The sequence below is a fragment of the Mesorhizobium sp. 01N446 genome, assembly GCF_056399285.1.
The window spans coordinates 96,673-121,219 of record NZ_JBFTRA010000006.1 but is presented as its reverse complement, the minus strand read 5'-3'; the positions used below and the strand labels follow the sequence as shown (position 1 = coordinate 121,219).

General features: G+C 61.6%; 25 protein-coding genes. 17 read left to right on the top strand and 8 right to left on the bottom strand.

The features are described 5' to 3' along the window. The first annotated feature begins 18 nt into the window (after positions 1–18). The 8 genes from AC1DPX_RS22215 (at position 19) to AC1DPX_RS22180 (ending at position 7,413) form a co-directional block, all read left to right on the top strand. Positions 19–885 carry a branched-chain amino acid ABC transporter permease gene (locus tag AC1DPX_RS22215; RefSeq protein ID WP_477239613.1) on the top strand — a complete coding sequence of 289 codons (867 nt, stop codon included), beginning with the start codon at positions 19–21 and terminating at the stop codon, positions 883–885. Continuing rightward, complete coding sequence (locus AC1DPX_RS22210; RefSeq protein ID WP_477239612.1) at positions 882–1,853, top strand: branched-chain amino acid ABC transporter permease; 972 nt, start codon at positions 882–884, stop codon at positions 1,851–1,853. The genes AC1DPX_RS22215 and AC1DPX_RS22210 overlap by 4 nt, the downstream gene beginning before the upstream one ends. Then, positions 1,850–2,581 carry an ABC transporter ATP-binding protein gene (locus AC1DPX_RS22205; RefSeq protein WP_477239611.1) on the top strand — a complete coding sequence of 244 codons (732 nt, stop codon included), beginning with the start codon at positions 1,850–1,852 and terminating at the stop codon, positions 2,579–2,581. Before AC1DPX_RS22210 ends, AC1DPX_RS22205 begins: the two co-directional genes overlap by 4 nt. After that, positions 2,574–3,290, top strand: coding sequence for an ABC transporter ATP-binding protein (locus AC1DPX_RS22200; protein WP_477239610.1), 717 nt, complete (start codon positions 2,574–2,576; stop codon positions 3,288–3,290). Before AC1DPX_RS22205 ends, AC1DPX_RS22200 begins: the two co-directional genes overlap by 8 nt. Before the next feature lie 51 nt (positions 3,291–3,341). Continuing rightward, a complete protein-coding gene (locus AC1DPX_RS22195; protein WP_477239609.1) occupies positions 3,342–4,340 on the top strand; it encodes an SRPBCC family protein in 999 nt (332 codons plus the stop codon). Positions 4,341–4,415: 75 nt separating this feature from the next. Beyond that, a complete protein-coding gene (locus AC1DPX_RS22190; RefSeq protein ID WP_477239608.1) occupies positions 4,416–5,543 on the top strand; it encodes an S-(hydroxymethyl)glutathione dehydrogenase/class III alcohol dehydrogenase in 1,128 nt (375 codons plus the stop codon). Positions 5,544–5,712: 169 nt separating this feature from the next. Further along, positions 5,713–6,567: an S-formylglutathione hydrolase gene (fghA, locus tag AC1DPX_RS22185; RefSeq protein WP_477239607.1), complete on the top strand. Its 855-nt coding sequence runs from the start codon at positions 5,713–5,715 to the stop codon at positions 6,565–6,567. Positions 6,568–6,723: 156 nt separating this feature from the next. Next, positions 6,724–7,413: an FCD domain-containing protein gene (locus AC1DPX_RS22180; protein WP_477239606.1), complete on the top strand. Its 690-nt coding sequence runs from the start codon at positions 6,724–6,726 to the stop codon at positions 7,411–7,413. A gap of 142 nt (positions 7,414–7,555) precedes the next feature. Here AC1DPX_RS22180 and AC1DPX_RS22175 read toward each other — a convergent pair whose 3' ends face one another. Continuing rightward, entirely contained in the window at positions 7,556–8,221 is a 666-nt protein-coding gene (locus AC1DPX_RS22175; protein WP_477239605.1) for a YceI family protein, read from the bottom strand. After that, positions 8,190–9,053 (bottom strand): hypothetical protein, encoded by an 864-nt coding sequence (locus tag AC1DPX_RS22170; RefSeq protein WP_477239604.1) that lies wholly within the window; start codon positions 9,051–9,053, stop codon positions 8,190–8,192. Before AC1DPX_RS22170 ends, AC1DPX_RS22175 begins: the two co-directional genes overlap by 32 nt. 268 nt (positions 9,054–9,321) lie before the next feature. Between AC1DPX_RS22170 and AC1DPX_RS22165 the strand changes: the two genes are divergently transcribed. Further along, complete coding sequence (locus tag AC1DPX_RS22165; protein ID WP_477239603.1) at positions 9,322–10,245, top strand: ABC transporter substrate-binding protein; 924 nt, start codon at positions 9,322–9,324, stop codon at positions 10,243–10,245. A 30-nt stretch (positions 10,246–10,275) separates the two neighbouring features. On the opposite strand, the gene AC1DPX_RS22160 is transcribed toward AC1DPX_RS22165, so the two are convergent. The 6 genes from AC1DPX_RS22160 to AC1DPX_RS22135 all read right to left on the bottom strand — a co-directional run bounded on the left by AC1DPX_RS22160 (position 10,276) and on the right by AC1DPX_RS22135 (position 16,982). Next, complete coding sequence (locus AC1DPX_RS22160; RefSeq protein ID WP_477239602.1) at positions 10,276–11,172, bottom strand: methylenetetrahydrofolate reductase; 897 nt, start codon at positions 11,170–11,172, stop codon at positions 10,276–10,278. Positions 11,173–11,190: 18 nt separating this feature from the next. Further along, positions 11,191–12,036 carry a formyltetrahydrofolate deformylase gene (gene purU, locus AC1DPX_RS22155; RefSeq protein ID WP_477239601.1) on the bottom strand — a complete coding sequence of 282 codons (846 nt, stop codon included), beginning with the start codon at positions 12,034–12,036 and terminating at the stop codon, positions 11,191–11,193. Between the two features lie 140 nt (positions 12,037–12,176). Then, entirely contained in the window at positions 12,177–13,640 is a 1,464-nt protein-coding gene (locus AC1DPX_RS22150; protein WP_477239600.1) for an aminomethyl transferase family protein, read from the bottom strand. Between the two features lie 348 nt (positions 13,641–13,988). After that, positions 13,989–14,864, bottom strand: a complete 876-nt coding sequence (locus tag AC1DPX_RS22145; protein WP_477239599.1) for an N-acyl homoserine lactonase family protein — start codon at positions 14,862–14,864, stop codon at positions 13,989–13,991. After that, positions 14,836–15,327, bottom strand: a complete 492-nt coding sequence (locus tag AC1DPX_RS22140) for a hypothetical protein (protein WP_477239598.1) — start codon at positions 15,325–15,327, stop codon at positions 14,836–14,838. Before AC1DPX_RS22140 ends, AC1DPX_RS22145 begins: the two co-directional genes overlap by 29 nt. Continuing rightward, complete coding sequence (locus AC1DPX_RS22135) at positions 15,324–16,982, bottom strand: GMC family oxidoreductase (RefSeq protein ID WP_477239597.1); 1,659 nt, start codon at positions 16,980–16,982, stop codon at positions 15,324–15,326. Before AC1DPX_RS22135 ends, AC1DPX_RS22140 begins: the two co-directional genes overlap by 4 nt. A 322-nt stretch (positions 16,983–17,304) precedes the next feature. On the opposite strand from AC1DPX_RS22135, the gene AC1DPX_RS22130 reads away from it, so the two are divergent. The 8 genes from AC1DPX_RS22130 to AC1DPX_RS22095 all read left to right on the top strand — a co-directional run bounded on the left by AC1DPX_RS22130 (position 17,305) and on the right by AC1DPX_RS22095 (position 24,537). Then, the gene (locus AC1DPX_RS22130) at positions 17,305–17,859 is read left to right on the top strand and encodes a flavin reductase family protein (protein WP_477239596.1); all 555 of its coding nucleotides are present in this window, start codon (positions 17,305–17,307) and stop codon (positions 17,857–17,859) included. 11 nt (positions 17,860–17,870) lie between these two features. Then, positions 17,871–18,287 (top strand): carboxymuconolactone decarboxylase family protein, encoded by a 417-nt coding sequence (locus AC1DPX_RS22125; RefSeq protein WP_477239595.1) that lies wholly within the window; start codon positions 17,871–17,873, stop codon positions 18,285–18,287. Between the two features lie 35 nt (positions 18,288–18,322). Then, positions 18,323–19,444, top strand: coding sequence for an LLM class flavin-dependent oxidoreductase (locus AC1DPX_RS22120; RefSeq protein ID WP_477239594.1), 1,122 nt, complete (start codon positions 18,323–18,325; stop codon positions 19,442–19,444). Positions 19,445–19,508: 64 nt separating this feature from the next. Further along, complete coding sequence (locus AC1DPX_RS22115; RefSeq protein ID WP_477239593.1) at positions 19,509–19,880, top strand: hypothetical protein; 372 nt, start codon at positions 19,509–19,511, stop codon at positions 19,878–19,880. A 3-nt stretch (positions 19,881–19,883) separates the two neighbouring features. Beyond that, positions 19,884–20,762, top strand: a complete 879-nt coding sequence (locus AC1DPX_RS22110; protein ID WP_477239592.1) for an alpha/beta fold hydrolase — start codon at positions 19,884–19,886, stop codon at positions 20,760–20,762. Between the two features lie 13 nt (positions 20,763–20,775). Next, the gene (locus AC1DPX_RS22105) at positions 20,776–21,939 is read left to right on the top strand and encodes an ABC transporter substrate-binding protein (RefSeq protein ID WP_477239591.1); all 1,164 of its coding nucleotides are present in this window, start codon (positions 20,776–20,778) and stop codon (positions 21,937–21,939) included. Positions 21,940–22,012: 73 nt separating this feature from the next. Further along, positions 22,013–23,569 (top strand): sugar ABC transporter ATP-binding protein, encoded by a 1,557-nt coding sequence (locus tag AC1DPX_RS22100; protein ID WP_477239590.1) that lies wholly within the window; start codon positions 22,013–22,015, stop codon positions 23,567–23,569. Continuing rightward, positions 23,566–24,537: an ABC transporter permease gene (locus AC1DPX_RS22095; RefSeq protein ID WP_477239589.1), complete on the top strand. Its 972-nt coding sequence runs from the start codon at positions 23,566–23,568 to the stop codon at positions 24,535–24,537. Before AC1DPX_RS22100 ends, AC1DPX_RS22095 begins: the two co-directional genes overlap by 4 nt. Positions 24,538–24,547 lie beyond the last annotated feature (10 nt).

Genomic DNA, 24,547 nt, shown 5'->3' with positions numbered 1-24,547 from the left:
CGTGACTGCGAGAGTACAATGCTCATCCTGCTGACAGGCTTGCTCCTTGGGGGCACCTATACGCTCATCGCGCTCGGGCTTACGCTCCAGTACGGCGTGGCGCGGATCATGAACCTCGCCAATGGCGAGACGCTGGTTGCGGCGTGCTTCGCTACCTTCTGGCTGTACACGGGCTTCGGGATCAATCCGCTGGTGGGGCTGCTGGTGATCGGCCCCGGCGCCTTCGTCGTCAACTGGCTGATCTATACAAGGCTGATGCAGCCTCTGGTGAAGCGGGCCAGGAATCGCGGCATGCTCGAGGTCGATTCCATCCTGGCGACCTTCGGGCTGTTGTTCCTGTTCCAGGGCCTGATGCTGCAGGCGTTCGGCGGGTCCTATTTCAACTACGAGTTCCTCGCCCAGCCATTCACGATCATGGGCAACTCGTTCGGCTTGAACCGGGTCGTGGCCTTTGTCGCCGCCGCCGCAATCGCCACGGCTCTCTACATTTTCCTCTACCACACCGACCGCGGCACGGCGGTTCGCGCCGTCGCCGTCGATCCGCGCGCTGCAAGGCTGGTGGCGATCGACGTGCGCAAGACCGCGGCGTTCGCCTTTGCGCTCGGAGGAGCGATCACGGCCTGCGCCGGCACGCTGCTGTCGACCTTCTACACGTTCAACACCTCGATGGGCGTGATCTTCACCATGAAGGCGCTGATCATCGTCATCATGGGGGGCGTCGGCGACGTGCGCGGCGCGGTTCTCGCCGCTCTCGTCCTCGGCGTGACCGAGACGCTGGTTGCCAGCCTGCTGGATCCCGGACTGACGCTGGCGTCCAACTACGCCCTCTTCATCGTCGTTCTGCTGTTCCGGCCGCAGGGCATTTTCGGAAAGCGGCCGGCATGATGAACATCCCGCGCAACGAACTCCTGGCTCTTGGTGCCGGCCTTGCCGGCGCGGCTGTGCTGGCCTTTCTCCCTCTGGTCACCGAAGGGTTCTGGCTGTCGCTCAGCGTGAACATCATGCTCTATGCCGCCATATGCACGGCCTGGGCGCTCTTTTCCGGGCCGACGCATCTTGTCTCGCTGGCGAGCGCCGCCTTCTTCGGCGTCGGAACCTATTCGGTCGCGACCTTCATCGACGTCCTGCCCTTCCCGGCGCTTATCCTCATCGCGGTCGTCGCCGGCGCCTTGCTGGCCACACTGGTCGGATTGGCGACCCTCAGGCTCTCGGGGGTCTATTTCGTGATCTTCACCCTCGGCCTTGCCGAACTCCTCGGCCAGATCGTGACCTGGGTGCAGACCAATTTCGGCGGTACGATCGGGCTCTACGTCTTTACCGATTTCACCGAGGCGCATCTCTACTGGATGCTGCTGGCGCTGACGGTGATCGTGTTCGTGACCGGATGGCTCATCAACAGATCCCGGCTCGGCCTGGCCTTGCGCATCATCGGCAATGACGAGGCCGTGGCGCGCCATGTCGGCGTCGATACCGCTCGCACCAGGGTCATCCTGTTCGCCGTCTCGGGAGCCTTCATTGCCGTCGCTGGCGCCATCATGGCACCGCGCTACGGCTACATCACGCCGGACGCGGCGTTCAACCCGATGACGTCGTTCCTCGTGGTCATCATGGCATTGCTCGGCGGGACTCGCCGCCTTTGGGGCCCCCTGGTCGGCGTTGTTCCTTTCACCGTGGTGATGGACTTTATCTCGGGCCACTTCCCGAACCAGACGGCAGTGATCATGGGGCTGGCATTTCTGGCGATCGTCTATGTGCTTCCTGACGGCGTCACGGGCCAGCTGGAAACCCTGTTCCGCCGCCGCCGCTCCAGCGACAAAAGCCCGCTGGCAACGACCGCCGAGGAGGGCAGATGAGCGTTCCTCTGTTGACCATAGATCGGGCGCGCAAGGCCTTCGGTGGTCTTGTCGCCGTCAACGACGTGAGTTTCGAAGTCGCCAAGGGTGAGTTGCTGGGACTGATCGGACCGAACGGCTCGGGCAAGACCACGATGCTCAACCTGATATCGGGGGCGCTGTCGCCGACATCGGGCAATATCCTGCTGTCGGGTCAGAATATCAGCGGACGCCCGGCCCACAAGATCGCCCGCATCGGGGTCGCCCGAACCTTCCAGCTGGTGCGCGTCCTGCCGTCGATGAGCGCGCTGGAGAACGTCGTCGCCGGCGCCGTCTTCGGGCACAACCGGCTCTGGGGCGCCGAGGCGCTGGCGCTGGCCCGCGATCTGCTGGAGCGGGTCGGGTTGAAAGGCCGCGAGGAGGTTCCCGTCGCGGCGATGACCTACATCGACCAGAAGAGAATCGAGCTCGCCCGGGCCCTTGCGGGAAACCCGCATGTGCTGCTGCTCGACGAATGGCTCGCCGGCCTCAACCCGAGCGAGTTGAGGGGCGGCATAGAACTCATCCGCGAGATCAGCGCACAGGGCCGGACGATCATCATGGTCGAGCACGTGATGGATGCCATCCGTTCGCTTTGTTCACGCTGCGTGGTGATGAACTCCGGCACGAAGATCGCCGATGGCAGGTCGGCCGATGTCCTGGCCGACCCGGAGGTGGTCCGCGCCTATCTGGGAGACGACGATGCTTGAGGTGTCCAATCTCGGCGTCCGCTACGGACGGCACGTCGCGCTCGACGGTGTTTCCGCACGCGTTTCCAAGGGCGAGATCTGCGTCATCCTTGGCGCCAACGGCGCTGGAAAATCCAGCTTCCTCGGCGCCGTCGCCGGTCTTGTCGGGACGGAGCCCGGCACCAGCATCGTCATGAACGGCAAGGATGTCACCAAACTCGACGCCCATCTGATGGTGGAGGAGGGGATCGCGCTGGTTCCGGAAGGCCGAGGCATCTTTGGCGAACTCACCGTGGCGGAAAATTTGCGGCTTGGAAGCCATGCCAGGCGCGCGAAGGCCGATGCGCGCCGGATGCTCGACTTCGTCTATGGCCTGTTTCCCCGGCTTGCCGAACGCCCTCGCCAACTGGCGCAGACCATGTCCGGCGGCGAACAGCAGATGGTCGCGATCGGCAGGGCGCTGATGTCCAAGCCGGATATCCTGATGCTGGACGAGCCCTCGCTCGGGCTGTCGCCGCTGCTGTCCAAGGAGCTGTTCAAGTCACTGGCCATCATCGCCGGCGAGGGCTTCGGCATCCTGCTTGTCGAGCAGAACGCGCGCCTGAGCCTCAAGACCGCCGATCGCGGTTACCTGATCGAGACGGGAAGGATCGTCGGCGAGGACACCGCGCCGAACCTGCTCAACGACGCAAAGGTCATGAGCGCCTATCTCGGCGCCGTCGCGCATTAGCGCGCTGCCGCACCCCAAAACATAAATCTGGTCCAGGAATGAGGATGCTCCATGCGCTTGCTTGAAACCGAGATCGTCATCGACGCGCCGCCGCAGACCGTGTGGGCCGTGCTGGACGACATCGGGCGCTACCCCGAATGGAATCCGGCCCTGCCGGCGCTGCGCGGGCGCACGACCGTCGGTCAGCGGGTCGTCGGAACGCTGCGCCAGCCCAATGTTCCCGAGCGCGAGGTCACGCCGACCATCACCCGCATCGTCGGGGCGCGGGAACTGCGCTGGCTGAGCCAGGCGCCCGGCGGCGTGTTCAGTGCGGAACATATTTTCATCCTGGAGCCGACCGGGAATGGCGGCACGCGGGTGCGCCACAACGAGATCTTCGATGGCCCGATGGCAGACGAGCGCTGGCCCAGCATCGATACCAATTTGCGAACCGCCTATCTCGACTTGAACCGCGCGCTGAAGGCGCGGGCGGAGGCCTTGCGCAACGAGACGGCGGTGCTGCACCCGGCCGTCGAAAGAGGTGCATCGGCTGCGCCGGTCGGGGCATTCACCGCGCGTTGCAAATGTGCCAGCGAGCCGGTGGAGATCGCGGTGGATCAGGCTGTGGCGCACAACCACCTGTGCGGCTGTTCGAAATGCTGGAAGCCTGCTGGTGCCGCCTTCGCGCAGATCGCGGTCGTGCCGGCGGGCTGCGTCGCGGTGAAGGCGCATGGCGACAAGCTCGAGGCCGTGGACGCCACGCAGAAGATCGAACGCCACCGCTGCCGGTCCTGCGGGACGCATATGGTCGGCAAGGTGTCCGATCCGGACCACCATTTCTACGGCCTCGAATTCGTGCATCCCGAACTGGCGACGGATGGGCACCAGCCGAAGATCGAGTTCGCGGCCTTTGTGTCTTCGCTCGTCGAGACCGGGACGCCGGCGACCAGCATGGCCAGTGTGCGCGGCGCGCTGGCCCAGGCCAGGATTCCCGCCTATGACGCATTCTCGCCGGAACTGATGGACATCATCGCCTGGCACAAGGTGAAGCTCGCGAAGCCGGCCGTCTAGCGGTCGCCGTGCCGCGAGCTCTGGAGAACCGGCCTGTCGTCGCAGGCCAGTGTCGATCGAAATTGGAGAACACACATGAAAACCCGCGCCGCTGTCGCTGTCGCTGCTGGAAAGCCGCTGGAGATCATGGAGGTTGACCTCGACGGTCCGCGCGAAGGCGAGGTGCTGGTCGAGATCAAGGCAACCGGCATCTGCCACACCGACGAGTTCACGCTATCGGGCGCCGATCCCGACGGCCTGTTTCCGGCCATCCTCGGTCATGAAGGCGCCGGTATCGTCGTCGATGTCGGCAAGGGTGTCACATCGGTCAAGAAGGGCGACCACGTCATCCCGCTCTACACGCCAGAATGTCGGCAGTGCCCGTCCTGCCTGTCGCGCAAGACCAATCTGTGCACCGCCATCCGCGCCACGCAGGGCCAGGGCCTGATGCCGGACGGCTCGTCGCGCTTCTCGATCGGCAAGGACAAGATCTTTCACTATATGGGCTGTTCGACCTTCTCGAATTTCACCGTGCTGCCTGAGATCGCGTTGGCCAAGGTCAACCCGGACGCCCCCTTCGACAAGATCTGCTACATCGGCTGCGGCGTCACCACCGGCATCGGTGCCGTCATCAACACCGCCAAGGTCGAGCAAGGCGCGACCGCCGTCGTCTTCGGCCTCGGCGGCATCGGCCTCAACGTCATCCAGGGCCTGCGCCTCGCCGGCGCCGACATGATCATCGGCGTCGACCTCAACAACGACAAGAAAGCCTGGGGCGAGAAGTTCGGCATGACGCATTTCGTCAATCCGAAGGAGATCGACGGCGATGTCGTGCCGCATTTGGTCAACATGACCAAGCGCGGCGCCGACCAGATCGGCGGTGCCGACTACACATTCGACTGCACCGGCAACACCAAGGTGATGCGCCAGGCGCTTGAGGCGTCGCACCGCGGCTGGGGCAAGTCGGTCGTCATCGGCGTTGCCGGCGCCGGCCAGGAGATTTCGACACGGCCGTTCCAGTTGGTCACCGGCCGCACCTGGATGGGCACCGCCTTCGGCGGCGCGCGCGGACGCACCGACGTGCCGAAAATCGTCGACTGGTACATGGACGGCAAGATCGAGATCGACCCGATGATCACCCATACGCTGAAGCTCGAGGACATCAACAAGGGCTTCGACCTCATGCATGCCGGTGAGAGCATTCGCAGCGTTGTGGTCTACTGATCGTCCGAGCCACGCGTCGCGTTGAACGCTCCCCCAAAACGGTGCTTCCCGGACGACCTGCCACGCGGGCATTGCTGGCTATCCGTTGGTCGGTCCACCAAGCTTGCTGCGATCACAAACGCTGCGTAGATAGCCCGGCCATGGTTCGCGTTTGGCGGAGAAGGAAGACATGCCGCAACAGATGAAGCTGATTTCCGCCGCCAAATCCCATGGCGGTATCCAGGGTGTCTATTCCCACGCTTCGGATGCCTGCGCCTGCGAAATGACGTTTGCCGTTTTCGTACCCCCTCAGGCGGCGCAAGGTCCGCTGCCTGTCGTCTGGTACCTGTCAGGGTTGACCTGCACCCATGCCAACGTGATGGATAAGGGCGAGTACAGGCGCATGGCCGCCGAACTCGGCCTGATCGTCGTTTGCCCTGACACCAGCCCGCGCGGGGCCGACGTTCCGGATGAAAAAGACAACTGGCAGTTCGGCTGTGGCGCCGGCTTCTATGTCGATGCGACGCAAGAGCCCTACGCCTCGAACTATCGCATGTATTCCCATGTCACCGAGGAATTGCCGGCATTGATCGCACGGGAATTTCCCGCCGACATGACGCGCCAGGCGATCTTCGGCCATTCAATGGGCGGGCATGGCGCCCTGACGATTGCGCTGAAGAATCCCGCCCGCTTCCGAAGCTGTTCGGCGTTCGCGCCGATCGTGCAGCCGACCACCGCCGGCTGGTCGCGGCCGGCGTTCGAAAAATATCTCGGCGGCGACGAAACGGCATGGCGCGGGCATGATGCCTGCGCGCTCGTCGATGACGGTGCGCGCTTCCCGGAGTTCCTGGTCGACCAGGGCACAGCCGATGGGTTTCTGCAGGACGGCCTGCGGCCGTGGCTGTTCCAGGCGGCGTGCGACCGGGCGGGCATCAGCCTCGTCCTGCGCATGCAAGAGGGCTACGATCACTCCTACTTCTTCATTTCGACCTTCATGGACGATCATCTGCGCTGGCATGCCGAGCGCCTGTCGTCCGTCCGCTAAGTTCAATACGTCCTGTTCTTCACCTGCCGGACGGTGGGTACCCGCTACAGGTTTGATTATTTCGAAAATCCGCAGTAATCTCCGCGCTAATTCAAATGCGGAGCAGTATGCATGAGCACCACCCTAAAGCCCGCCGGAGAGACACGCGCCGGGGATGTGCTGGCGCGCATGCGAAGCGACATCATCAGCTGCGCCTTGAAGCCGGGAACCAAGCTGCGCTTCGAAACGCTGAAGGAGCTGTATGAAGTAAGCTTCTCCACCTTGCGCGAGGCCCTCTCGCGGCTGGTGGCCGAAGGTCTGGTTGTCGCGGAGGGGCAGCGCGGTTTCCTGGTCGCGCCGGTCTCGCTGTTTGATCTGAATGATCTGACGGATGTCCGCGTGCTCATCGAACGGCAATGCATCAAGCTGGCGATCGATCGTGGCGACGATCGATGGGAGGCGGACATTATGGCCAACTTCCATCGGATGGATCGCCTGCAGAGCCGGCTCGGCGCAAGTTACTATCTCTCCGACGACTGGGCTGCGCTGCACGGTGCGTTCCACTTTTCCCTGGTCGTTGCATGCGGCTCGCCGAACCTGCTTGAAATCCGCCAGAAACTCTTCGAGCGCGCCCATCGCTACCGCAGGATGTCCTCGCAGTTTCGCCCGCAATGGCGGGCAAAGGATGTCGAGCACAAGATGATCATGGATCGGGTCATCGCCCGCGACACGGCCACGGCCCAGGATCTGGTCGACCGTCATATCCGCGAGACGACCGAGAATGTCATCGCCCATGCAAGCCACCTTTTTGCCCTAGGTGGCGTGGGCGATCCTTTCAAGCGCACGGATTCCGTGGCGGCCGAATAGCCACGGCAAGTCTCTCCGGCGCAATCCGTCGGCGAGAACTTCTCAATTGGCCGGAAGGAGGCGGACCGCGCTGATGCGCTCCGCTTCTCGCCATTGTGCGGAACCGAGGTGCCTGTCGCCTGCTGGGAAGGTCACCGTTGGCTTACGAACGGGCACGTCCTTCAACTTGAATGACGAGGCTCACATCGTCGCCGATCATTCCAAGCGCGGCTTTCATGCCGAAGTCGCTGCGTTTGATCGACGTGCGCGCGCTGAAGCCGACAACATGGCTCTTGTCCCACGGATTCTGGCCTTCCTTGTTGAAGGTGACGTCCAGCGTGACGGGTTTGGTGACACCGGCGATGGTGAGATCGCCAGATATCGTGCCGGTCTTGGCGTCGGCCGCCTTGAATTCATGCCCGACAAAAGTGATCTGCGGGAACTCCGTTGCATTGAACCAGTCGGCGCCCTGGATGTCGCCGTCCCTCTGGCTATTGTTGGTCGAGATGCCGGCGACTTTCACCGCAACATCGAGGCTGCTGTCCGCCGGCTTCGTTGCGTCGAACTGAAACGACCCCGAGAATTCCTTCGCGACCCCGATCACCTGTGAGAAGCCGAGATGGTCGATGAAGAAAGCGATCCCCGAATGGACGGGATCGATATCGAATGTCCCGGCCTCCGCTCTTTCTGCGGTCAGCGACAGCCAGGCAATGGTGGCGGCAAGCAAGGTAGTGCGCAGTAACTTCGACATGGTTGTAGTTCCTCCCTGTTGATGGTTTTGACAGTCCTTGCCCGGGTCATACCGGGAAGCTTGAGCCGTACCGCGCAATCACAGTCGCCACGGATGCACCCACGGGCAGCAGGCAGATCCCGACAAAGGCGGCGAGTTGAACGACCTTGTTCGTGGTACGGACCCGGCGCAGGACCGGATCGACGACAAAAGGCGTGACAAAGACCACGGTGAGCACGGCCAGCGCCAGCATGTCGGTCTTGCGCGTGATCAACGTGACGGTTTGCGCGGCCGCGATCATGCCTCCTGCTCCCCCAAGGAGGGATGCGGAGCGGAATCCGAAATCCGGATTCGAAATATTGGCAGCGACGATGGCCGCGATGGCGGCTGCGACAAGCAGGCTGAGCTGGAAGCTCGAGGACGACGCTCCCAACAGTGCGATCGGCGCGAATCCGGCGCATGCGATGCCGAGCAGGGTAGCGCGCCTTGTGCCGGATTCGTCCTCGGCCTCGCCCGTCCCACGGGAAAGGCCATACATCACCATTAGGCCCCATAACGCAGCCGCCGCCACTTCCGGTAGCGCATCGGGCAGGCGGGCCGTTCCTATATAGGCGGCGGACGCGATCGGCTGGGCAAGGACAAGCGCGCGACCCAGCCCGCCACGGCTGAAGGCCTCGACCAGGACACCGAGCGCCGTTCCGATCACGGCCACGAAGAAGATCTTGTTGACCGCGCCCACCGGCGGGAAAGACGGCACCTTGTTGTAGGTGAGCCAGTAGGCGACAAGGAAGCAGGCCGGCACCAGGAGGTCTGTCCAGACGCGCCCGGGGCGCAGCCAGCGCAGCAGCCCGGCAGCGACAAGCGCCAGCAAACCCGCCGCAACCATGCCCAGGATCAACGCTTCTTGCGGCGATCGCGCCAGGCCGCTCATGTCAGCAACCCCGCGGCGCTTCGAACCGCCGGCCGCCGGCGATCCTCTTGGCAATGCGCATAGGTCCTCCCTCTCGGCTCGATGCTGCATCAGCCGATTCACCGATCGATATATTGACATACCGATGGTTATTTAGATACTACTTAGTATCTAAATATGATATGTCTGTCAATGTGGATGGCGACACGGTCGCGGCATTGAACCACATCTCGCCAGCCAGATAAGCAAGCCGGAGCCTGCGCCGGGCGTTTCAAGGGAGGATATCGTCATGACCGATCTGGAAGCTGGCCTCGCCGATCTTCGGCTCGCGGGCGGTGCGCAGGGGTTCAACTGGCTCCCTGTCTTCGTTGCCGACGAACAGGGCCTTTTCGAAAAGCACGGCGTCCGCATCGTCTACAAGCGGATGGGCAGCGTCGAAAAGGCAACCGCGGCCGTTCTCGATGGCGAAACGGACCTGGCGATCACGCCACCGGAAGGTGCCGTCGCCGACTTCGTCCGGGGCGGAGAGTTGCGCATCGTGGCAGCCAACGCCGTGCGCCTGCCGATGTCCATTGTGGTGCGCCCGGGTATCAATTCGCTCGCCGAACTCAGGGGCAAGAAGGTTGGCACCTCCTCGCTGACGGAAGGCACTGCGATCTACACGCAGATCATGCTGGCCGCGGAAGGGCTGCACTATCCCGGCGATTACGAGTTTGCCCTGGCCGGCATTCATTCGAAGCGGTGGGAGGCGCTGCAGGCGGGCGAAATCGACTGCGCTCCGCAGCCCGCGCCATGGAACTTCCTCGCGCAGGACCAGGGCTACAACCTGCTCGGCGAGGTCAGCACCGCTATCCCCGAGATCCTTTTCACCGCCATCATCGGCAAGGCTTCCTGGCTCGGCGCGAACCGCGATGTGGTGACCAGCTTCCTCAAGGCGCTGATCGAAGCGCATGCGCTCACCAACGACGCGGCGAACCATGGCATCACTCTGCCGATCTTCCAGCGCATCACCACGCCCGACAGCGAATCCTTGGCGCGGCGGGGGTTGGAATACATGCGCGGCATGGGCATGTGGCCGGACGGCCTTACCGTGCCGGACAAGGCGCTCAAGACGACGATCGACCTGATGGTCAGGGCCAACCTGCTCGACGAAGCGAGGCGCGACGCGGCGGAAGGCGTCTTCGACAGGCGCTATCTGGAGGGCGCCGACTGATCGGCGGAGGCACCGCTCAAATAGACGTGCCTATGCGTTCGACGATCGGTAGGCGATTGCGGCAGGTCGCCAAGTGCCTCGTTCCTCCAGCCATTTCGCCGTGTTCCTGATGCCCCCAAACGGAAAGACGTGGAACTGCTCGATGGCTGAGCCGGGATTGGCCTGCACGTGGTCCTCGACGGGGCCGACGAAGCTCTCAGGCGAATGGCTGGTGGCCAGAGCCGCCAGCGATGCGCTGCGCTTCTTCAGGAAGTTGAGCGAATTGCCGACGCCGCACAGCGCCGCATATTTCAACAGCGTGGTGATCTTCGCGGGACCGGTCACACCCAGGTGGACGGGCAGATCGATACCATGGGCACTCAGTGCGTTGGCCCAGGCGATGAACCTCTCGGCGTCGAAGCCGAACTGAGTGACGATCCTGACCTTCGCGCCGGTGCGTTCGCCCCAGGCCCGCTTGAGCCTAAGGACCTCGTGCGCGGCCTGCTCCGAGAAATCCCGGCTGCCTTCCGGATGGCCGGCCACGCCGACATGTGTGATGCCGTATTTGTCGAGGAGGCCGGTCTCGAGCACATCCATCGATGAGGCGAAGGCGCCGAGCGGATGCCTGATGTCACCACCGATGACCAGGACATCGCGCACTCCACCCTCTTCGGCGCTCGCCTTCACCCGTTCCTCAAGTGCTGCCCGCGTCGTCAGCCGTCGCGAGGCGATGTGCGGCACTGGCGCGTAGCCGAGATCGGTGATGCGTCGCGCCGCCTTGACCAGCGTGGTAGTGTCGTCGGCGCCGATGTCGGTGATGTAGACCCGTACGCTGGGTGGAAAAAGGCCCGGCAAATCCGGCGAGTCGATCGCCTGCCTTGCCGCCATTTCGATCGATGCAGGGAGAAAGAGGGCGCGGCTGTTGCCCGCAGGCACTGTTGAGTTCATGGGTTGTTGGCTCCGGTGTCAGGCAAAAACGACCGTCTTGCGCCCGTTGAGCAAGACACGGTCCTGAAGGTGGAAGGCGACGGCGCGGGCGAGCACGCGGCGTTCGATGTCGCGACCCTTGCGTACGAGGTCGTCCGGGCTGTCCGCGTGGCTTACATGCTCGACGTCCTGGCTGATGATAGGCCCTTCGTCGAGATCCCCAGTGACATAGTGCGCCGTCGCTCCGATCATCTTCACGCCTCGTTCGTGGGCCTGATGGTAGGGCTTGGCGCCTTTGAAGCCGGGCAGGAACGAATGATGGATGTTGATGCAGCGGCCGGAGAGATAGGTGGAGAAATCGTCCGACAGGATCTGCATGTAGCGGGCCAGCACGACGAGTTCGGCGCCGCTATCTTGGATCACGCCCCTTATCCGGTTCTCCTGCTCGGCTTTGGTGTCGCGGCCGATCGGAAAATGATGGAAGGGGACTTCAGCATCGAGCGTAAGATTGAGCGCCTCGCGCGGATGATTGGACACGACGCCGACCAGGTCCATCGGGAGTTCGAGAATGCGCCTGCGATAGATCAGGTCGACAAGGCAGTGATCGAATTTCGAGACGAGGATGACCACCTTGCGAAGCTGGCTTGTGGGTCGCAGCGTCCATTCCAGGTCAAATCGCGTGGCTTCCTCGGCGAAGCGTCCGGTGAAATCCTCGATCGCCGCTCTCATCGTGAACGCCACGCGCATGAAGAAGCGGCTGGTCTCGCGGTCGTCGAATTGTTGAGCTTCCGTGATATCCCCGCCATGCGCTGCCAACTGCGAGGCGACGGCTGCAACAATGCCCGGCCGGTTCCTGCAGCGAAGCGTCAGGAGATACTCTGTCATGCGTCGGCTCCGCGGTCCCTCTGCGCACGGCCATCTCGTTTGCGGCCTCGATACTGAGGCCGCATTCCAAGGTGATCCGGCGATGTTCGGTGGTCGGAAGAAAGCGCTTCGATCCGCGCCTGCCGAGGCCGGTCAGCGTGTCAGTGCCTGCCGGTCTTGATGACCTTGTCGAAGTAGGGTGCCGGCGCGACCTTTGCCCTCATCTCGCGAACTTGATGCTTCTCCACCGTATTGCGGCGCGTCTCCGGCTCGCCCCAGAGAAGCGTGACCTCAGTCCCCGGTTGCGCATGCTCGAGGTCGACAAGCCCCAGCGAGATGAAGCGGTTGGCATTCGCCGTGAAGGCCGGCCAGGTGGAAATGCCGGCAACCTTGCCCTTCCTCATGACGGCGTCGACCTGGAATGTCGCGTACATGGGCATCGGCATGTTGAGGAACTTGGCGGGCATCCCGTTGGCCGGGAAGATGGAGTCCTGCATCACGGCGGCTGCATCCTCGTCGTTCCACTCAAGCGTTACCTTGGTGCGGCGCTGGTTGTTCGCCTTCTTGAGCAAGGCGTCGCGGCCGATGAAGTCGCGGCCGAAGTCGATCACGTTTTTGTATCCGAGTTCGATTGGATCGACGTAATAGTCCGTGATGTCGTCCGACACGAAACTGCCGCCGAGCGAGGCGACCGACTCCAGGTAGTAGCTGTTGAGCCACTCGCGGTAGGGCTTCATTTGGTCGCCGTGATAGATGGCTGGCAACGGCATCGGCACCCAGCCGGACTCCTGTGCGGTGGTCGAGTAGGCGAGCGCGCCGATCTTGCGCAGGCCGTATCTCTCCCCCGACTTTTCAAGCGCCTCGCGCACCGCCTGCTGGTCGTCCCAGGCTCCGTAGATCTCGAATCCGGGTTCGCCGGCCATGCCGTGCCGCAGGGCACGGACGGGTTTTCCCGCGATCTTGAACTCACCGATGTTGAAGAACTTGATCTCGGGGAGACTGCCGCCAGTTACGTCGCGCATTAGTGCGAGGGCGTTCGGTCCCTGGATCTGGACGCGGAACACCTCGCGCGTGCCAGAGCGGATCGAGAAATTGTCGTCCTTACTGGCCTCAACGTCGTAGTTGCTCTTTTCGGCGTTATAGAGCACCCAGTCGCTGGCGAATGGTGCGCCGACGATGCGGAAAAAGTCCTCGGCCTCCCGGAAGATGATGGCGTCGGCGATGTAGTATCCGTCATGACCGGCCAGCACGAGTTGCTTGGCGCGCAGGACAGGGAACGGGTCGAACTTGTTGACTGCGATCTCCGACAGGAAAGGGATGATCTGAGATCCGCGCAGGTGCAGTTCTGTCATGTGGTAGGACTGTTCGAGCAGTGCGCAACCGTCCTTCCAAGCGCGCACTTCGTCGCGCCAGTTCGTGAACTCAGGAGGAATGACGGGAAAACGGTAGGGGCCGAGGTTTGACCCGCGCAGCAGGTTTACCGGTCCACCCGCCGATCTCAGGATGGTCTCGAGGCTCTTCGGTGCCGCGTTAGTCGTTGTCATATCGGTTCCTCCATTTGTCTTTGTCATGTACCCGGCTCCCCGAACGCTGGCGTGCAGTTCGGCAAGCTCGCCTGAGAGCAATGCCGTGACCCTTCTGCGACGGCGTTTTCCAGCGCAAACATCCGCCGCGGCGCCAGGATGGCGCTCGCTTCGCGAGGCGATAGGCCGTGCGGGAAGCCGAGATATCCTCCCGAATGAGCGTCAACTAGGCTGGCTAGATCCGGTCGTGGGCTTGCGTCGACAGGATCCAGAGCTTGGAAACTCACTCAGATGCCATAAGGTATCCAAAAACTGCACGGAATGTCAATGTGCTATTTTGGCCGTCTGCCGCGCAGTTCGCTTGTTCTTTGGGTGGCATGACCCGGTAGCGCTACGGCGGACGCATGGTTCGGCCAGACGGTGGATCCTGACAGTCGACAATAGAGCCTATTATAGTGTTGACTTGTCACCGTCGGCGAGTGCCACCTCGACAATGTAATGTCCACGCGATGTTGTCCGAGATGGATATAGATCGACCATGGCCCCTTCGTGCGGGATCAGGATGCGCTTGGCGTCACCGGAGACATCGTTGAGGATCCGGTCCGTGGCCAGGATGATCTTTGTGTAGTCACCGAATGAGAGACCGTTGGGCAGGATCTTCGGGTCGTGGGGCTCACCTCCATGGAGGTTTTCAAAGCGATAGATCAGGTCGCCAGTGTAGATGTAGCGGTCTTCGCTGTTCGGCATGCCATCATTGCGGACAATGATGTATTGCGATCCAACAGTATGGGTGTCGCGAGCAAGGCGGACGTCGATCCCGGGCAGAACGTCGTCCTGATCGCCATCGATGCCGATCAAACGGCCCTCGCGGGCAAGCTGAACCGCATGGATAATGTCGCCAGGGTCGGTCGCGCCCATGAGCCACCGGAACTTGCGGTCCATCGTCATGACGTTGACCCAACCGGCGAGTTCCTCCTTCTGGATCAAGAACTTGGCGTTCGGAAACAGTTCCAGTCCTCCCATATGATCGAAATGCGCGTGCGACAGGATCACATGATCGATCTGCTCGGGGGTGACGCCGACTTCGGCCAGAACGTCACGAGGATGAGCCCAGTTCGAGACATTGTATTTTTGCACGAATTCCAGGCCGTGTGCGGCGGCATTCAGCCCACAATCGAATAGAATCGTATGTCCCCGGCCACGCAGCAAGGTGTAAGCGTATGGGAGCTTCTCGGTGCCGGCGTTATGGCGCCCGAATATGAGAGAACTCGTCGGGGCGTCGGGGACGCACGCAAACTCAAGAATCCATATCGAGTAATCCGCCATTGAAACCTCCCTGGTTTTCGGCAAGGCGCGCCTGATGCCAGGCGCAGCATGACTGTTTGAAATCCACCGTCTCGAATCCGGGAAGCGCGCGCGATGCGGCTTCCATATGCGACCAGGCGGCGCGCAGAACCGCGAACGGATCCGCCCCCGCTTTGCCGGCAAGTTCCGCGTCCGTCGCGGCAAACGCCATTCGCAGATCATCGAGCCCACGTTGCAGATGGAAATGGAAATGCTCGACCCGCGGTGTCGGGACCAGGGAAGAGAACAAGTCGCCGGCGCTTTGCAGTGATTCCAATGCCGCTGCTCTCAGCGGAAGGTCCAGCATGTGCCGCGACCCCATCGTCGCCGCGATGAGCAGTCCGGCAAGCCGAAACGCAGCATCCCGGCCGGCCTCGAAGGCTGGTTGGGCGGCCGTGGCGTAGCGCGCGGAAGCATCGTTCCAACGCTGCCCCATGGTGCTCATGCCGCCGAGAATCGCTGCTCGAGCATGGCCCCTTGGCCCCGTATGATCATGTCGGCACCCTTTTCGGCGATCATCAACGTTGATGCGTTGGTGTTGGCCGACGGCATGCTTGGCATGATCGATGCGTCGATCACTCTGAGATTCTCGATGCCGTGGACACGCAACTGATGGTCCACCACGCTGTCTGACCGCTCTGCCGGCCCCATCCGCGCCGTGCCGATCATGTGATACACCGTGGTGCCTTTCTCGCGGGCAAATGCCAGCAGTTCGTCATCGGACTGCAAATCCGGTTTCGGCGAGGTTTCGGCCTCCACATATTTCATCAACGCCGCGGAACGGAATAACCGGCGCGCCACACGCATCCCACCCAGAAGGGCGCGCTGGTCGATCTCGCTGGTCAGGTAGTTGGGCTGGATTTCCGGTGGCGCGAACGGATCCGAGCTGCGGACATGCGCATAGCCGAGGCTCTCCGGGCGCTGCTGCCAGACGCCGAGCGTCAGGCCGGGGTGGACATCGAGCAATCCGACCACGCCTTCCCGGAAGCTTGCCGGCGCGCAGGCAAATTCAAGGTCGGGCCTGTCCAGTCCAGGATGGGACCGACAGAAGAGATAGACGAGTGAAGGACTGATCGCGAGCGGACTTGGCAGGCCGACCAGCCAGCGCAGGACCTGGATCGAGAGGGCAGGTCCCTGCACCAGATTGTTGATGGTCTTGATGCCCTTGATCCTGGAGACCATCCTCACGGCGTAGTGGTCGCGTAAATTGCTGCCGACGCCCGAAAGCGCGTGGTGCACCTCGATGCCGGCCGCGCCCAGAACGTCGGCAGGGCCGATGCCGGAAAGGTGGAGCAGTTTCGGCGTGTTGAGGGCGCCCGCTGATATGATCACCTCGCGGCGAGCCAGCACTTGCCCACGACGGCCGTTGCGACCCCCCTCAAAGTACGCAACACCGGTTGCCTTCTTGCCTTGCATGATAATCCGGGTCGCGTGCGTGTTGGTGCGGATAGACACATTGGGTCGCTTGCGCGCCTTGGTCAGGAAGGCTTTTGCCGCACTCACGCGCCAACCCCGGTAGATGGTGCGCTGAAAGTAGCCAACGCCTTCCTGTGTCTCGCCGTTGTAGTCAGGATTGCGTGGAACACCGATCGACTCGGCGGCATCGACGAGCGCGTCACTCACCGGGTGATGCCAGTCGAGATCGGTAATCGGCAATTCCCCCGCTGTGCCCCGGTAACGGGAATCGCTCTTGCCGACACGGCGTTCCGAGCGACGAAAGAACGGCAGTATCTCCTCATAGGACCAGCCCGGGTTCCCCGCCTGCGCCCACTGATCGTAGTCGATCGCCTGTCCCCGCACGTAATTCAGTCCGTTTATGGAACTCGATCCGCCGAGAACCCGTCCCTGGGGCAGGGAAAATGAACGGCCGTCCACGCCGCGTCCGGGTTCGGACGTGAAGTTCCACGTCAGCGTCTTGGAGTAGATGTTCTTGATGTAGCCCGCGGGGATATGGATCAATGGATTGATATCGCGCGGCCCTGCTTCCAGAAGGCAGACCGAGTACCCAGCTTCGCTAAGGCGGGCTGTCAGGACGCATCCCGCGGTGCCGCCTCCGACGATCACATAGTCAAAAACGTCCGCATTGTCAGGCTTTGCCATTCTCGCTCCCAGCAAACCTGTGTCCGGGCTCTCCCCTGCTCGGGGTGAGGCCGAAGCACAATTCTTTCACCAAACAGTCCCTTGGCCAGCGCGAGTACCGGAAAGCACAAGTGCCGAGGGTCGGACCGGCGTCAGGAAGGTCGAAGAGGTGGGGCACGTTGCCGCTTAGGCCACACTCCTGCACGGGCGCTTGACTCCTCGACAGCTGATGTCGTCCATAATGAAACTATCAGACAATCTGTCAATATGAGAAAAAGATATTGACAGATTAGCAGACAATCTGCTTTTTAGGAGAAAGCAATTTAGCTCTGGGGAGGAGCAGGTGCACGACATCGCGAGTGGCGATCTGGTGGCTGACTTCAAGCTGGCGATGCGCCGGCTGACATCAACCATATCGTTGATAACGACGGCCCACGGCGGTCGGCGGATCGGCATGGCCGCGACCGCCGTGCAGTCCGTCACCGCGGATCCGGCAACCCTTTTGGTCTGCATCAACAAGAGCGCCAGCATCAGTGCACCCCTGCAGGACTGCAAGCGGTTTGCGGTCAATCTTCTCCATCTCTCGCATGCGGATCTGGTGCCCATCTTCAGCGGCAAGCTGAAGGATGAAGCCAGGTTCGATCATGGGGCCTGGGAAGATTGCGACGGCATTCCGGTCCTCGCGGACGCACAGGCGGCGCTGGTATGCGATGTATCCGGAATGGCGACCGTGGGGTCCCACGACGTATTTTTCGGGCGCGTCACGAGTATAGCGGTTCGAAGTGAAGTCTCGCCGCTGCTCTACGAAGATGGCCGGTTTGCACGCTCAGCCAATCTACCTGGAAAGATCCATGCCAGACCCGTTCCGTACGATGATTGGCAATCAATATTCTTCTAAAGGAGTACCTAATGACGACCAATGCGAAGATCAAATCGCCCGATGGCCTGGAACTGTCTGAACGTTTTTACAATGGCCTAAACACAAGACGCGAGGTTTTGGGCGGCGCTTATGTGGACGCCTCAATCGCCAAGGCCACTCCTTTCAACTGGCCAATGCAGGAACTGGTGACGGAATATTGCTGGGATGCGGTCTGGAACCGTCCAGGGTTGGAACGCAAGCAACGCTCGCTTCTCAATCTGGGGATGATCTCAGCGCTCAACCGCCCCCACGAGCTGAAGCTCCACGTTCGCGGTGCGCTGACCAATGGGCTCACCAAGGACGAAATCTGCGAGGTCTTCCTCCAGGTGTCGATCTACTGCGGTGTTCCTGCGGCGATCGACAGCTTTCGTGTGGCGCAAGAGGTGTTCGCCGAAATGGATTCATAACGGCGGGGTATTTTGAGAGAACTCTGGAGTAAAAAATGGATATTCAAGATCATTTCCGCGAAGCCGGGAATCCGATGTTTAACGACAACGCGCTAAAACTTGGCGTGTTCGGAACAAATTGCTCGGGTGCTTGCGCCATTACGATGGCCGAGACGACTTTTGAGCCGACCTTCGATCATAACGTGAAGATCGCGCGCCAACTGGAGGCGGCCGGCTGGGAATGCATGGTGCCGATCGCGCGCTGGCGCGGCTTCGGCGGGCCGACAAACTTCAACGGCACCAATATGGACACGTTCACCTGGGCCGCGGCCCTGTCGGCCGTGACCACGAACCTCCAGTTCTTCTCGACGACCCATGTGCCGACCTTGCACCCTATCGTGGCAGCAAAGATGGCAACGACGATCGACCACATCTCCAAGGGTCGTTTTGGCCTCAATCTGGTGACGGGTTGGTTCACGCCGGAGATGGAAATGTTCGGTCGCCCGATGATGGAGCACGACACCCGCTACGACTATGCAGATGAATGGATGAGCATCATCTCCGCGCTGTGGCAGCGCAATGGGGTCAACTTCGACGGCAATTTCCTCAAGGTGAACGACGCTTTCAGCGAGCCCAAGCCCTACAACAAGGCCGGCCGTCCGGTGCTGATCTGCGCCGGCGCTTCCGGCAAGGGGCTGGATTTTACCGCCAAACACACTGATTTCAGCTTTGGTTTCATGCAGGACATGGAGATCGGTGCCGCCTGGGTGAAGAAGGCCAAGGATCTCGCGTTCAAGGAATACAAGAAGAAACTTGGCACGTTCACTGCCTGTCCGGTCGTGGTGCGGGAGACGGAGAAAGAGGCCTGGGACTACTACGACTACTACGTCAAGCAGAAGGGCGACTGGGAAGCCTGCGAGAACATCGCGACCGTTCTTCAGGTGCAGTCGCAGAACCACTCCGCCGAGATGTACCAGAAGTTCAAGGAGCGGTTCATCGCCGGTTGGGGCGGCTATCCGTTGGTCGGCAACCCTGAACAGGTGGCCGACGGCCTGGTCAAGTTGAAGAAGACCGACGTCGATGGCGTTCTGCTGACGATGGTCGACTACAATGAAGAGCTGCCCTTCTTCAACGAACGTGTGATGCCGCTGCTCAAGCAGGCTGGTCTGCGCAAATAGGCCGTCGGGACCGGGGAGGCGGCCGAGAGGTGCCTCCCTGATTTCCACAACAGGGGAGGGTCCAATGTTGGTCGATATCAGCCGGCTGCTAGATGCTGCCCGGGCCGACTTCGAATTCTGTCGGGAGACCCGCTACTTGAATGGCACCCTGTCGGTGACCATCGGCGCCGATACGACGACGCTGAAATTCCAGGACGGCAAACTGACCGGCATAGGCGGCCCGCCTGGTGGCAAGCATGTCATCTCCGCAGGTGGAACCATCGAGCAGTGGGACGCCCTACTCGCAGACAGGCCAAAGCCCTTTTATCAGTGTCTCCAATCTGCCGCCGTTCGTCACGGAATGGCGCTGTCGAGCACGGACGAGACTTTTGCCTATCTGCCAGCCCTGAACCGTTTGACGACGCTGATGCGTGCCGTCAAGAGCGGGAGGAGCTGAGCCATGGCAAGGCTTGATCCCATCACCGGCCGCTATGTTTACCTGACCGTCGAAGGCATCGAATACCGCGTCTACTTCGAGGAAGCGGGCGCCGGCATCCCGCTGATCGTCGGCCACACGGCCGGCTCGGACGGCCGGCAGTATCGCAGTCTTCTTTGCGATCCCGAGGCCACCAGGGACTTCCGCATCATTGCCTTCGACCTGCCATACCACGGTAAGTCACTGCCGCCGCATGGCGTCAGGTGGTGGGAAACCGAATACAACATGACGAAGGCCCGGATGATGGCGTTTCCCAATGCGCTGTCAGAGGCGCTCGGGCTTGAGCGCCCGGTGTACATGGGCAGCTCGATGGGCGGCCATCTCGCGGTGGACCTCGCTTCGAACCATCCGGATCGCTACCGCGCGACGATTGCCGTCGAAGGCGCACTGCGATCGGCAGCCGCGTATGTCGAGGTCGGCATGGCTGGCATTCGCAAGGAATTCGACAACCCGAACGTCAACCGCACTTCGATTGGCGCCGCGATGATGCTGAACATCTCGCCCTATTCGCCTGAAGCCAATGTGCGCGAAATCCAGTGGGAGTATTCCTGCGGGGGGCCTGGGATATTCGCGGGCGATCTCTATTACTATTACTACGATCACAACGTCTCCCATGATGAGGCGCGTGCGATCGATACGTCGCAATGCATGCTCTACATGCTGACCGGCGAATACGATCCCAACACGTCACCCGCGGAAACCAAGCAATTGGCCGATCTGGTGAAGGGGTCAAAGTTCTGGGTGATGGAAAAGCTTGGCCATTTCCCGGTGACCGAGAACTACGTCGAGTTCCGGAAATACCTGCTGCCGATCCTGGCAGAAATCAAAGCAAAATCAAAATGAGGAGAGGAGAACTATGATGAGAAAGCTCGCCATCATTGCGGCTCTCGGCGCCGCGGCCCTGCTTGCAGGGCCAGTATTCGCCGCGGGCCTGGATGAACTTCCGGCCGATCAGCAGGCCGTTTACAAAATGGTCGACCCACAAACGCCGATAGGCGTAAGCCCGTTCCGCGACTTCGTGCCGAAGAAAAAGGCGCCGTGGAAGATCGGCTATGCCTCGACCTACGCCGGCAACACTTGGCGCAAGAACGTGCTCGAGGAATTCAACAACGTCCTCTTGCCTGCCTATCAGAAAGCCGGCCTGGTGTCGGAACTGGTGGTGACCCAGTCGGACCTCAAGGACGCGACGCAGATCCAGCAGATGCGGCAGATGGTCGATGACGGTGTCGACGCGATCATCATCTGCTGCTCAAACGTGACGGCGATCAACCAGACCATCGAATACGCACACTCCAAGGGCGTCCCGGTGTTCTCGTTCTCCGGTTATGTCACGTCGCCATACGCCATGACCGCGTCTGAAAATCAGACCCAGGGTGGCTACACCTCCGCCAAATGGTTGGCGGAAAAAATTGGCGGCAAAGGCAACGTGCTTCTGGTTTCGGGCATTCCGGGTTTTGCCTCCTCGGACAGCTTCGACATCGGTGCCAAGCAGGCTCTGGGTGAATATCCGGGCATCACGCTCGCCGGCAACGTCAACGGAAATTGGACCGACCAGGTCGCACAAACAGAAGTTCAGAAATTTCTTGCGACCAACCCCGGTCAAATTGACGGCATCGTTGTCCAATCGGCTTCCGAGAACGGCGTGGTCAACGCTGTTTTGCAATCTGGCCGTCCGATGATGCCAATTGTACTGGGCGGGGAAGCGTCGGCGGCTTGCTACTGGCGCAAGAACCCTGACTTCATCGACAAGAGCTTCCATTTCTGGCCGCCGCGCGCCGACGCGCGTCTGGTCTGGGATGTGATGATGCGCACCCTCGAAGGGCAGGGACCCAAGATGCAGTCCATCCTGCGTCCGGTCATCCCCTACACGATCGACGACGTTAAGGCGCAGTTGCCGGAGAATTGCGATCCCAATTCGACGGATTGGGTGGAGCCACTCAACAATGCCTGGTGGACGCCTGAAGCGGCCGCCGCGCATTTCGACCGGCCCGAAGATCCGTTGGCCTGGAAGCAGAAATAGGACCGGACTGATGACTTTGAGGGCCGACCTTTCCGGTCGGCCCTCGCGGTTTTGTCCGCAAGAGGAAACGGAAATGACAGATCAGATCGTTACCGTTCGCGTGAAATCGGTATCGAAGTCCTTCGGTGAGACCCGCGCTCTGCGAGCAGTCGATTTCGAAGCGCGGGCGGGCGAGGTTCACGCGATCGTTGGAGAAAATGGTTCGGGCAAGAGCACTCTGGCAAAGATCATGTCGGGGGTGCTTATCGCCGATCAGGGTGACGTGACGATTCTCGGCCGCGCTCCGCGCACGCCTATCCAGGCGCGGGATGCCGGTCTTGCGACAATCTTCCAGGAAATCCTTGTCGCCGATGGAGCCTCGGTCTTCGACAACCTCTATGTCGGCCGCGACCGGCTATTCCGCGCCACCGCGCGCCATGCTGACCGGGTCGCGGATGCTCAGGATCTGATGGATCGCTTTGTCGGCGCGCCGGTCGATCTGCAGGCGACGGTCGACCAGTTGCCTTTGAACATCAGGCAATGGATCGTCATCGCCAGGGCCATCCTGTGCAAACCGAAGGTGTTGATTCTCGATGAGTCGTCGGCAGCTCTCGATCTGGATGCGACGGTGCGGCTGCATGCCGAGATTGCCCGGCTGCGCACCGAAGGTGCGACCATCCTGATTGTCACGCACCGGATCGCCGAACTCGTGCGCATCGCTGACCGCGCAACGGTCCTGCGCGACGGGGAAGCCGTCGGTGTGCTGGAGAAGGAAAGCATCACCGAAGAGAATCTTGTGACCATGATGACTGCCAGCAACCGCCACGCAGGGCATGCCGAAGCCGTCACCCAGATGAAGCGCAAGGCCGCCGCTCCGGTTGTTTCCGTCAAGGGCATCGAGCTGTCCAAGGGAACCGCTCCGATCAATTTCTCCGTCGACGCGGGCCAGATCGTGGGTGTGACGGGTCTCGACGGACACGGCCAGGACGATTTCCTGCGGGCGCTTGCGGGAATTCGTCCGCCGCAAGCGGGCGTACCCAGCATCATCAGCCAGGACAACCGTGAACAGCCGCTGGCAAGTCTCGGCGACGCGGAGCAACTGGGGGTGGCCTATGTTTCAGGCGACCGCAAACGCGAGGGCATCTTCCCTGACCAGAGCATCTACGAGAATCTGGCGATCGGTATCTACAGGCAGAATCTGGGGCCATTCGGAATTATACGCCGTTCCGGCCTGGCGCAGTCGTTCGACCGTGAGGTCAAACGACTGCGGATCAAGACAGGGCCGCCCTCCAACAAGATCACATCGCTGTCCGGCGGCAATCAGCAGAAGATCCTGATCGGCCGTGCCTTCGCGCGCAAGCCACGCGTGATCATCCTGAATGATCCCGCTCGCGGCGTCGACATTGGGACGAAGCGCGATCTTTACGTCGAACTTCGGCGCTTTGCCGACGAAGGCGGCGCCGTGGTTTATCTCTCCTCAGAAATCGAGGAGTTTGTCGGCTTTGCCGACAGGGTCGACGTCTTCGTCGATCACACTATTTTCAGGTCGCTCTCCGGTGCGGCCATCGCCGAAGACGACATGCTGGCTGCGATGTTCGGGCAGGCGCGCGATGCGCATGTGTCGTTCGAGATCGAGGAGGCTGCCCAATGACCCGCGCGATGACGAACCTCTTGTCGCAGAACCGGTATCTCACCGTGCCGGCCGCGCTTTTTGTCGTGCTGATCATACTGGCCATAATCCGTAGCCCCAACCTGTTCGCCGTCAGCGGCCTGGCCGGAGCAGTACTGGTCGCCGCCCCCCTTATCCTGTGCACCATGGCGCTGACCCCGATCGTCATGGCGGGTCGAGGATCGGTCGATCTGTCGGTCGGGCCCGCCATGGGCTTCATCAACGTAACGCTGGTCATGTGGCTGTCGAAATACGGCTTCACCAATCCGCTTGCGATCTTCGGCTGGGCGATTGCGATGGGCGCCCTGTGGCAGCTTCTGCAGGCTCTCGTAATTCTTTACGTCCGGGTGGCTCCGATTATCGTGACCCTGTCGGGATACCTGATCCTGTCGGGCGTCAACCTCATGATCACGCAACGTCCCGGCGGACTGGCGCCGGACTGGATGATGAGCTGGGGCGCCGGCACCACTTTGCTCTCACCCGTCAGCTTCATCCTGCTTGGAGCTTTCGTGTTGTGGTTCGTTTTCAGGCGCTCCAGGTTTCACAGCCATCTTCGGCTGACGGGCGCGGACGAACGCATGGCCTACACTGCGGGTGTGCCAACTGAAACAGTTCGCATTGGCGCGCATTTGCTTGGCGGCGTTTTCATCGGCCTCGCGGCTGTCTGCTATACCGCGCTCATTTCTTCTGGCGACCCCACCCAGGGCGCCAACTATACACTGCAAGCCGTGACGGCACTGGTGCTCGGAGGCGCGAGCCTCGGCGGCGGCCGAGGCGGGGCCGTTGGATCGGTTCTCGGCGCGCTCAACATGTTCCTTATCGCCAACCTCCTGGCGACCTTCCGGTTCGAAATGATTTCGGGGTCGGCTACGAAGATGGCCTTCGGGGTGATCCTGGTCGTCTCTCTGCTTGTCAACGTGCTGGCCGTCAGCCGCGCTTCCACTCGATAGGACCGCAGTC